Origin of the sequence: Micromonospora sp. NPDC005194, assembly GCF_040608335.1 — a bacterium.
Classification (GTDB): domain Bacteria; phylum Actinomycetota; class Actinomycetes; order Mycobacteriales; family Micromonosporaceae; genus Micromonospora.
The window spans coordinates 1-10,775 of sequence record NZ_JBEXIA010000073.1 but is presented as its reverse complement, the minus strand read 5'-3'; the positions used below and the strand labels follow the sequence as shown (position 1 = coordinate 10,775).

Sequence of the window (10,775 nt, the reverse complement as noted above, 5' to 3'; positions counted from 1 at the left end):
CAACGGACAGCATGCTCTTACGGAAGATCGTGTTCATGGGGGTAGCTCCTTCGGGGGTAGGAACACCACACGCCACCACACGGGGGTGGGTGACGTGGGTGTGAGCACCTCGTCGGGCGCTGCACAAAAAAGGGGGGAAAGTTGGGGGCGGCCTGCGAGCCGGGGCTCGCGGCGCGGCGGCCTGCGAGCGGGGGGCTCGTGGCGCCGGGACGGTGTGTAACGACCGTCGGGCCGGGGGGATTCCCGGGGCGGCCCGCGAGTGGGGCTCGTGGCGCCGGACCGTGTGTAACGGCTGTCGGGCCGGGGGGATTCCCGCGGCGGTGGGCCGGAGGGGCGCACCGGTCGGCGGGGTCTGCGGTCGTTCCGGGGGGTCTGCAACGACCCGGCCCGGCTGGCCATTCCCCCGCCGGTCGAGCGGGCGGGGTGGCGGTGGTCCTGCGATCGTCAGGGTATGTAACGACCCCCGGCCCGCCACGATTCCAGCCCACGGATGCGACCGGTCACAGGTGAGCGCCGGCCCGAACCAGACACCAGGCCCAGAACACACCAGGCCGGGCGCGTCAGGCCGGTCGCCCGGCTGTGATCCACTCCAGGTCGGCGACATCGCCGTATCAGGCGAGCGGGACATCCCCACATCGCCGATGCCGTATCGATCATTGCCGAACGCGTCAGCCGTCGCCAGCCGTCGCCAAGCGGACATCACGCCCGACTGGACAGGTCGGGCGCGTCAGGCCGGCTGCCCGGCGGTTGTCGACTCCAGGTCGGCGACATCGTCATACCAAGCGAGCGGGACACTCCCACATCGCTGCCGGGGCTCGGCGCCCGATTGGCCAATCCCTCATAGCCAGCAGGGCGCCTGACCTGCCGGTGGCAGTCATTCGCACCCTCAGGCTTGATCGACTCGGGTTCCTGCAAACCGGGGCATCCGGACGACCGGGACACCCCGACATTCAAGAGCCCGAGTCGATCAAGGAACTCGGCCTCGGAGCCCGGCCTCGGAGCCCGGCCTCGGAGAACGGCACGGGGTGCGGCGCGGAGCCCGCGGCGATCGGAGGCACGGGTGAGGCCCTAGGGTGATCGGTGTGGCGACCCTTCTGCTTCTGCGACACGGCCGTACCACGGCGAACGCCGACGGCGGCCTGGCCGGTCGGCAGCCGGTCGAGCTGGACGACACCGGGCGCGCCCAGGCCACGGCGGTGGGGGAACGGTTGCGGGCGGTGCCGCTCGCGGCGGTCGTCACCAGTCCGCTGATCCGCTGCCGGCAGACCCTGGAACTGGCGGTGCCGCAGGCCACGCCGGTGGTCGAGGAGGGGCTGATCGAGTGCGACTACGGCAGCTGGGAGGGGCAGCCGCTGAAGAAGCTCGCCAAGGAGCCGCTCTGGCCGGTGGTCCAGCAGCATCCCAGCGCGGCGGTCTTCCCGCAGGGGGAGGCGATGGCGGCGATGGCGGCCCGCGCGGTGGCGGCCGTACGCGACTGGGACGCCCGGGTGAGCGCGGAGCACGGGCCCGAGGCGGTCTGGCTGGCGTGCAGCCACGGTGACGTGATCAAGGCCATCGTGGCGGACGCGCTCGGCGTACACCTGGATGCTTTTCAGCGGATCGTGGCCGACCCGGCGTCGGTGACCGCGATCCGCTTCACGCCGCTGCGACCGTTCCTGGTGCGGCTCAACGACACCGGCGGTGACCTCGCCGCGCTGGTCCCGCCGCCGCGCAAGCGGCGTCGGCGGACCACGCGGGCGGCCGACTCGGACGCCGCCGTGGGCGGCGGGGCGGGTGCGGCCAGGTGACGCGCGCGGTGACGCCACCACCGACCAAGGCCGCCACGGCCGGGGCCGCGACCCCCGCGAACGCTGAGGCCGCGACGGCCCGGGGGGCCGCCACGCCCGGGTGTGGCCCCCGATACACCGGGCGCGTTGCCCCTGCGGTGATTCGGGTCGGTGGGGTGCGCGATGCCATGGCGGGCCGGATAGGGTCGTGGGTATGACCCACCAGGTGCACGCCTTCGAACCGCCGGAGCGGTTCGTCGCCGGGACTGTCGGGCCGCCGGGGGAGCGCACGTTCTTCCTGCAGGCCCGCGGCGGCGGCAGGCTGGTCAGCGTCGCGCTGGAGAAGGTCCAGGTGTCCCTGCTCGCCGAGAAGCTGGAGGAGCTGCTCACCGAGGCGCAGCGTCGCTTCGGGGTGGACCTGCCCGAGTTGGCGCCGGTGATCGGCGACAACGAGCCGCTGGACACTCCGGTCGATGAGGAGTTCCGGGTCGGGACCCTCGGGCTGGCCTTCGACGTGGACACCGCGACCGTGGTGATCGAGGCGATCGCCGCCGGCGAGGTGGAGCCCGAGGTCGAGCTGGGCGACGAGGACGACGAAGACGACGAGGACGAGGACGACGAGCCGGACGAGGACCTGGACCGGCTTCGGGTCCGGCTCACCCCGCAGGCCACCCGCCAGTTCATCGAGCGGGCCCGGCGCGTGGTCAACGCGGGCCGGCCGCCGTGCCCCCTGTGCGGCCAGCCGTTGGATCCCGCCGGGCACCTGTGCCCGCGGCACAACGGTTACCACCGGTGACCTTGTCCGGCCTCGAGCCCCTGCGCGACGGTGACGCCGCGCTGCGGCTGCTGCGCGACGGCACGCTCGACCTGGAGGGCCGGCTGGTCGACGCGTCGAACACCACGCTGCGGGGCATCCTGACCCTCGACGGGGTCACGGCCCGCTGTGTCTACAAGCCGGTGCGCGGCGAGCGCCCGCTGTGGGACTTCCCGGACGGCACCCTCGCCGGGCGGGAGGTGTCGGCGTTCCTGGTCTCCGACGCCACCGGCTGGGGTCTGGTGCCGCCCACCGTGCTGCGCGACGGGCCGTTCGGCCCCGGCTCCTGCCAGCTCTGGATCGACGAGCCGGACGACGCCGAGCCGCTCGTCGGGTTCGTGCCGGCCGACGAGCTGCCGCCACGCTGGTTCCCCATCGCGGCGGCGCGGGACGACGACGGCGTCGCGTACGCCCTCGCCCACGCCGACGACCCCCGGCTGGCCCGTCTCGCGGTGCTCGACGCGGTGATCAACAACGCGGACCGCAAGGGCGGCCACGTGCTGGTCGGCGCGGACGACCGGATCTACGGCGTGGACCACGGGGTGAGCTTCCACGTCGAGGGCAAACTGCGGACGGTGCTGTGGGGTTGGGCCGGAAAGCAGTTGCCGCCGGACGCCGTGGAGATGCTCGACGGCCTTGCCGGGCAGGTCGCCGGGGCGCTCGGCGACGAGCTGGCCGATCACCTGACGATCAGCGAGATCGCCGAGTTGGCCGCCCGCATCGACGTTCTGCGCAAGACCGGCCGCTTTCCGCAGCCGCCGGAGGACTGGCCGGCGGTGCCCTGGCCGCCGATGTGAACCGCTGTCATCTTGATCACCCGTGGGGCGGCCCGGTGCCGCCTGAGGGCTGGTTAGGCTGAGGCCATGGAGTCTTGGGCGGGACACGAGGTGCCACGGCTGCCGGGCAGAGGCGAGCCGCTGGCGTTGTACGACTCGGCGCGGCAGGGCGTCCACCCGAGCGAGCCGGTCGACGCGGGAAGCATGTACGTCTGCGGCATCACCCCGTACGACGCCACCCACCTCGGCCACGCCGCCACCATGATCACGTTCGACCTGGTGCAGCGGATGTGGCGGGACGCCGGGCGCCCGGTGCGCTACGTGCAGAACGTCACCGACATCGACGACCCGCTGCTGGAGCGGGCCGCCCGCGACGGCGAGGACTGGGTGGTCCTGGCGATGCGGGAGACGGCGCTGTTCCGCGAGGACATGGAGGCGCTGCGGATCATCCCGCCGGAGCACTACGTGGGCGCCGTCGAGTCGATCCCGGACATCGCCGACAAGGTCGAGGTGCTGCTCAAGGACGGTGCCGCGTACCGGCTCGACGACGGCACCGGCGACGTCTACTTCGACATCTCCGCCACCGGCCGGTTCGGCTACGAGTCCAACCTGACCCGCGAGCAGATGCTGGAGATCTTCCCGGAGCGCGGCGGTGACCCGGACCGCGCCGGCAAGCGCGACCCGCTCGATCCGCTGCTGTGGCGCGGCGCCCGCGAGGGGGAGCCGTCCTGGCCGGGCGGGGAGCTGGGCCCGGGCCGGCCGGGCTGGCACATCGAGTGCGCGGTCATCGCGCTGAACCTGCTCGGCGACCGGATCGACGTGCAGGGCGGCGGCAACGACCTGCTGTTCCCGCACCACGAGGCGTCCGCCGCGCACGCCGAGCGGCTCACCGGCCAGGCGCCGTTCGCCGAGCACTACGTGCACGCCGGGATGATCGGCCTGGACGGCGAGAAGATGTCCAAGTCGCGCGGCAACCTGGTCTTCGTCTCCCGGCTGCGCGCCGACAAGGTCGACCCGATGGCGATCCGGCTGGCGTTGATCTCCGGGCACTACCGCGGCGACCGCACGTGGACCGACGAGCTGCTCACGGCCGCGCAGGAGCGCCTGGACCGCTGGCGGCGGGCCGCCGCCGCGCCCGCGGGGCCGTCCGGGGCCGAGCTGCTGGCCGGGGTACGCGAACGCCTGGCCGACGACCTCGACACCCCGGGCGCCCTGGCCGTGGCCGACCGCTGGGCCGACGTGACCCTGTCCGGCGCCACGGACGACGCCGAGGCCCCCGCCCTCTTCGCCAAGACCGTCGACGCACTCCTCGGCATCCGCCTCTGACCCGCGTCCACGGCCACGCCGCAGCCCTCCGCGGCGCGGGAGACGGTTTCCTGTCGGAGCAGCGCGCAGGACGTGGTGGCCGACGCCGGCCGGGGGCGGGTTCGCGTTCGACCCTCATGACTCTGCGGTATGAATATGACTCTGAGGAATGACGCCCAACAGCGTGGATGGCACCCAGCCATCTCGAGGCCCTGACCGCGCCGCGGGTCACCGCGCACCGGCGTCGACCTCCTCGGCCGCCGCATCCGACCCCACCCGCGGACACGAATGCCGGCCCACCCCCCGAACCAGCACCGCGACGAGCGGACGCAGACGGCTGGGCGGCACCGGGGCGCGGTGACGAGCTGGTCAGCCCAGGACCAGGCCGGGGTCGGGTTCCGGGTCGGGGGTCGGGCCGGGGATCTTGTACTCCTCGGTGAGGGTGGTCATCGGGCCGGGCCAGGTGGCCTGGGCCACCTCGATGGGCTTGCGGTTCGCGTCGTAGGCGACGTGCAGCAGGTGCAGCACCGGGGTGTCGGGCCGGATCTGGAGGGTCTCGGCCTCCTCCCGGCTGGGCTGGCGGGCGCTGATCGTGTCGGTGGCCGAGACGTACCGCCGGCCGGTGGCCTCCTCGGCCTCCTGGTAGAGCGGCCGGCCGAACGCCTCGGCGCGCTCCAGCGAGGTGCCGGCGGTGTCGGCGGGCAGGAACCAGGAGGCGCCCACCTCGACGGGGGAGTCGTCGGTGCGCACGAGGTGGCGGCGGCAGAGCAGGTTGGTGCCGTCGGAGACGCCGAACGCGTCGGCGACCTCGGCGGGCGCGGGGGCGCGGCCGACCGAGACGAGCTGCTGGCGGTACCGAGCGGCCAGGTCGGTGTGGTAGCCCCGGAAACCGCCGTACCGGCCCCGGGAGAGCCGGTTGAGTCGGCGCCGGGTGCCCCGGACGTACGTACCGGAGCCGGGTTTGGTGATCAGGATGCCCTCGACCCGCAGCTGGTCGACGGCGCGTTGCACGGTCTGCTTGGCGACGCCGAACATCTCGGCGATGGCCGGGATGGACGGCAGCCGTTCGCCCGGCCCCCAGTCACCGCGGCGGACCTGGTCCTTGAGTTGCGCGGCGATCTGCCGGTGGGGGAACTCGGCCGCGCCGGGGTTGATCTGCACACCCGCCTCCTTGATCACATCTAGGTTCCTAGGATGCCGTAGAGGGTGTGACGGCGCCACCCCGGACACGCGAAAACGGGCCCCGGACCAGAAAGGTCCGAGGGCCCGCAGAGAACAGTGCTACCAGGAGCCGGCGGTGGGGCCGGCCGAACCGCCCCGACGCCGCAGGTACTTCTCGAACTCCTGCGCGATCTCGTCACCGGTCAACGGGGTGATGCCCTCGTCGCCGACCCGTTCCTCCAGCTCGCGGACGTACTCGCCCAGCTCGGCGTCCTGCTCGGCGGCGCTGCGCACCCGCTGCTCCCACTCGGCGGACTCCTCGGCCAGGTCGGCCATCGGCACCGGCAGGTCGACGACCTCCTCGACCCGGTGCAGCAGGGCGAGGGTGGCCTTGGGGCAGGGCGGGTTGTTGGCGTAGTGCGGCACGTGCACCCAGAACGACACGGCGTCGACCTCGGCGCGGGCGCAGGCGTCGTGCAGCACGCCGACGATGCCGGTCGGGCCGTCGTAGCGGGTCGGAGTGAGCTGGTAGCGCTCCGCGGCCTGCGCGTCGGAGGCGCTGCCGCTGATCGGCAACGGCCGGGTGTACGGCACGTCGGCCAGCAACGCGCCGAGCAGCACCACCCGCTCCACCTCCAGGCTGTGGCAGATCTCCAGAACCTGCTCGCAGAACGTCCGCCAGCGCATGCTCGGCTCGATGCCCCGGATCAGCACGACGTCCCGGTCGGTGCCCTCGGGGCTCGCCACCATGAACCGGGTCGTCGGCCACTCCACCCGGCGGGTCTCCCCGTCGGCCATGGTGATGGTGGGCCGGCTGACCTGGAAGTCGTAGAAGTCCTCCGGGTCCAGCTCGGCGATCTGCCGCGCGTTCCAGACCTGCTCCAGGTGCTCGACGGCCGCGGTGGACGCGTCGGCGGCGTCGTTCCAACCCTCGAATGCGGCAATGGCCACGGGGGACCGCAGTACCGGCAGTCCGTCGAACTCGGTCACGCCGTCACCTCACCCTGCTCGTCGCGGCCGACACCGGGACCGCGCCCGGTCGTCGGGCCGTGGTGCACGGCGGCGTCCCTGTTGTCCTTCACGTCCGCCAGCCTACGTGCCGGGCAGGGATGCGGCCCGTCGGCCGCGCCGGTCCGCCCGGTCCACCACCGGGCATACGGCGGCGAACCGGACAGCGTGATCCGCCCGACACAATATGGGATCGGGCCCGGACGGCGCTCGGGTTCACGCAGGATCGCACTAACCTGAACGGGTGCGGACTTCGTTGCTGGATGTGCTGGCCGATCGGATCCTCATCGCCGACGGGGCGATGGGCACGATGTTGCAGGCCGCTGACCTCACGCTCGACGACTTCGACGGGCTCGAAGGGTGCAACGAGATCCTCAACGTCACCCGTCCCGACGTGGTGCGGGGGGTGCACGACGCCTACCTGGCCGCCGGCGCGGACTGCGTGGAGACCAACACCTTCGGCGCCAACCTGGCCAACCTGGCCGAATATGACATCCCGCACCGCATCCGGGAGCTGTCGACGGCGGCCGCCCGGATCGCGCGGGAGGCCGCCGACGCGGCGAGCACCCCGGCCCGGCCCCGGTTCGTGCTGGGCTCGATGGGGCCGGGCACCAAGCTGCCGACCCTCGGGCACGCCGACTACGCGACCCTGCGCGACGCGTACCAGGAAAACGCCGCCGGCCTGATCGACGGCGGCGCGGACGCTCTGATCATCGAGACCTGCCAGGACCTGTTGCAGGTCAAGGCGGCGGTCGTCGGGTCGAAGCGGGCGATGGCCGAGCTGGGGCAGCAGGTGCCGATCATCTGCCAGGTGTCCGTGGAGACCACCGGCACGATGCTGGTGGGCAGCGAGATCGGCGCGGCCCTGGCCGCGATCGAGCCGCTCGGGGTGGACCTGATCGGGCTCAACTGCTCCACCGGCCCGGCCGAGATGAGCGAGCACCTGCGCTACCTGTCGCAGCACTCCCGCATCCCGGTGTCGGTGATGCCGAACGCCGGCCTGCCGGTGCTGACCGCCGACGGCGCGTACTTCCCGCTGACTCCCGTGGAGTTGGCCGACGCCCTGGAGCGGTTCGTCACCGAGTACGGCGTGGGGCTCGTCGGCGGCTGCTGCGGCACCACGCCGGAGCACATCCGGGTGCTGGCCGAGCGGCTGCACGGCGTCACCGCCCCGGCCCGCGAGCCGCAGCACGAGGCGGGTGTCTCGTCGGTCTACCACCCGGTGCCGTTCGCCCAGGACGCGTCGGTGCTGATGGTGGGGGAGCGGACCAACGCCAACGGCTCGAAGGCGTTCCGGGAGGCGATGCTCGCCGGTGACTTCCGCGCCTGCGTGGAGATCGCCCGCAGCCAGGCCCGTGACGGCTCGCACCTGCTCGACCTGTGCGTGGACTACGTCGGGCGCGACGGCACCCGGGACATGCGCGAGCTGGCCGGCCGGTTCGCCACCGCGTCGACGCTGCCGATCATGCTGGACTCCACCGAGCCGGCCGTCGTCGAGGCCGGGCTGGAGATGCTCGGCGGCCGGTGCGTGGTCAACTCGGTCAACTTCGAGGACGGCGACGGCCCCGACTCCCGGTACGCGCGGGTCATGCCCGTCGTGCGCGAGCACGGCGCGGCGGTGGTGGCGCTGCTCATCGACGAGGAGGGCCAGGCGCGTACGAAGGAGTGGAAGGTCCGGGTCGCGGCACGGCTGATCGACGACCTGACCGGCCGGTGGGGGATGGACCGCGCCGACATCCTGATCGACGCGCTGACGTTCCCGATCGCCACCGGTCAGGAGGAGACTCGCCGCGACGGCATCGAGACGATCGAGGCGATCCGGGAGATCTCCACCCGCTACCCGGGGGTCAACTTCACCCTGGGCATCTCGAACATCTCCTTCGGGCTCAACCCGGCGGCCCGGCAGGTGCTCAACTCGGTGTTCCTGCACGAGTGCGTCCAGGCCGGCCTGACCTCGGCCATCGTGCACGCCAGCAAGATCCTGCCGATGTCGAAGATCCCCGACGAGCAGCGCGAGGTCGCGCTCGACCTGGTCTACGACCGGCGCCGCGAGGGGTACGACCCGGTGCAGCGCTTCCTGGAGCTCTTCGAGGGCGTCGACGTGACCAGCGCGCGCGCCACCCGTGCGCAGGAGCTGGCGGCGCTGCCCCTGGACGAGCGGCTCAAGCGGCGCATCATCGACGGTGAGCGCAACGGCCTGGAGGCCGACCTGGACGAGGCGATGGCCGGCGGCCGAACGCCGTTGTCGATCATCAACGACATCCTGCTGGACGGCATGAAGGTCGTCGGCGAGCTGTTCGGCTCCGGGCAGATGCAGCTGCCGTTCGTGCTCCAGTCGGCCGAGGTGATGAAGACCGCGGTGGCGTACCTGGAGCCGCACATGGAGACCACCGAGGACGGCGGCAAGGGCCGCATCGTGCTGGCCACCGTGCGCGGCGACGTGCACGACATCGGCAAGAACCTCGTCGACATCATCCTGTCCAACAACGGCTACGAGGTCGTCAACATCGGCATCAAGCAGCCGATCAGCGCCATCCTGGACGCCGCCGAGCAGCACCGCGCCGACGCGATCGGCATGTCCGGGCTGCTGGTCAAGAGCACGGTCATCATGAAGGAGAATCTGGCCGAGATGGCCACGCGCGGGGTCGCCGACCGCTGGCCGGTCCTGCTGGGTGGGGCGGCGCTGACCCGCGCGTACGTCGAGGACGACCTGCGGTCGATGTTCCCCGGTGAGGTGCACTACGCGCGGGACGCGTTCGAGGGTCTGTCCCTGATGGACAAGGTGATGACCGCCAAGCGCGGCGGAGCGCCGGTGATCGACCCGGAGCGGGAGGCGGCCCTGGCGGCCCGTCGTGCCCGCCGGGAACGGCAGCGCACCATGGTCACCGAGTCCCTGCCGGAGCTGCACGACTCCTCGGTGCGCTCCGATGTGGCGCTGGACGTGGAGGTGCCCGCCCCGCCGTTCTTCGGCACCCGGGTGGTCAAGGGTGTACCGATGGCCGACTACGCGGCGCTGCTCGACGAGCGGGCCACGTTCCGCGGGCAGTGGGGGCTCAACGGCGCCCGGGGTGGCAACGGGCCCTCCTACGACGAGCTGGTCGAGACCGAGGGCCGGCCGCGTCTGCGGTACTGGCTGGACCGGCTGATCGCCGACCAGGTCCTTGAGGCAGCCGTGGTGTACGGCTACTTCCCCGCGTACTCCGAAGGCAATGACCTGGTGGTGCTCGACGAGAACGGGCACGCGGAGCGCGCCCGGTTCTCCTTCCCCCGCCAGCGCCAGGAGCGACGGCTCTGCCTGGCCGACTTCTTCAAGCCCAAGGGCGACCAGCTCGATGTGGTCGCGCTGCAACTGGTCACCGTCGGGCAACCCGTCAGTGAGTACGCGGCGAAGCTGTTCGCCCGCAACGAGTACCGCGACTACCTGGAGGTGCACGGGCTGTCCGTGCAGCTCACCGAGGCCCTCGCCGAGTACTGGCACCGGCGCATCCGCGCCGAGCTGACCCTGCCCGACGGGCGTCCGCTGGGCCACGACGACCCGAGCGACCTGGCCGGAATCCTGCGCAACGACTACCGGGGCTGCCGGTACGCGTTCGGCTACCCGGCCTGCCCCGACCTGGAGGATCGGGCGAAGATCGTGGATCTGCTCGGGTCGGAGCGGATCGGCGTGGAGCTGTCCGAGGAGTTCCAGCTGATGCCGGAGCAGGCCACCGACGCCATCGTGGTCCACCACCCGGAAGCGAGCTACTTCAACGCCAAGTAACGGGCACCGGTTCCCTGACCTGCGCCTGAGATCGTTCGGAAGGCCGCTGAACCATGATCATGCCGTCTCAAGGCGGCCCGACAAGCGGGCTGCCGAGGTCGACCCGGCCGCCACTCATCTGGTCGACCTGTGCGACCAGCACGGCGAGAGGGCCGGGCAGGCGGAAGGTCGCCGACGTGACCAGG

The 10,775-nt window shown here is 72.2% G+C and carries 7 protein-coding genes; 5 read left to right on the top strand and 2 right to left on the bottom strand.

Annotated features, from left to right (window positions below):
- Positions 1-1,073: 1,073 nt before the first annotated feature.
- The 4 genes from ABZU53_RS31330 (at position 1,074) to mshC (ending at position 4,682) form a co-directional block, all read left to right on the top strand.
- Positions 1,074-1,787: an MSMEG_4193 family putative phosphomutase gene (locus ABZU53_RS31330; RefSeq protein ID WP_355069180.1), complete on the top strand. Its 714-nt coding sequence runs from the start codon at positions 1,074-1,076 to the stop codon at positions 1,785-1,787.
- A 193-nt stretch (positions 1,788-1,980) separates the two neighbouring features.
- Positions 1,981-2,562, top strand: a complete 582-nt coding sequence (locus ABZU53_RS31325; RefSeq protein ID WP_354863290.1) for a DUF3090 domain-containing protein — start codon at positions 1,981-1,983, stop codon at positions 2,560-2,562.
- Positions 2,559-3,377: an SCO1664 family protein gene (locus ABZU53_RS31320; protein WP_355069179.1), complete on the top strand. Its 819-nt coding sequence runs from the start codon at positions 2,559-2,561 to the stop codon at positions 3,375-3,377. The genes ABZU53_RS31325 and ABZU53_RS31320 overlap by 4 nt, the downstream gene beginning before the upstream one ends.
- Before the next feature lie 66 nt (positions 3,378-3,443).
- Positions 3,444-4,682, top strand: coding sequence for a cysteine--1-D-myo-inosityl 2-amino-2-deoxy-alpha-D-glucopyranoside ligase (gene mshC, locus ABZU53_RS31315; RefSeq protein WP_355069177.1), 1,239 nt, complete (start codon positions 3,444-3,446; stop codon positions 4,680-4,682).
- 348 nt (positions 4,683-5,030) lie between these two features.
- Here the strand turns inward: mshC and ABZU53_RS31310 are convergent, their stop codons facing one another.
- On the bottom strand, positions 5,031-5,822 hold the full coding sequence (locus ABZU53_RS31310; RefSeq protein ID WP_355069175.1) for a GntR family transcriptional regulator: 792 nt from the start codon (positions 5,820-5,822) through the stop codon (positions 5,031-5,033).
- A gap of 120 nt (positions 5,823-5,942) precedes the next feature.
- Positions 5,943-6,812 (bottom strand): PAC2 family protein, encoded by an 870-nt coding sequence (locus tag ABZU53_RS31305; protein WP_145782100.1) that lies wholly within the window; start codon positions 6,810-6,812, stop codon positions 5,943-5,945.
- A 262-nt stretch (positions 6,813-7,074) separates the two neighbouring features.
- Between ABZU53_RS31305 and metH the strand changes: the two genes are divergently transcribed.
- Positions 7,075-10,590, top strand: a complete 3,516-nt coding sequence (gene metH, locus ABZU53_RS31300; RefSeq protein ID WP_355069173.1) for a methionine synthase — start codon at positions 7,075-7,077, stop codon at positions 10,588-10,590.
- Positions 10,591-10,775: the final 185 nt, after the last annotated feature.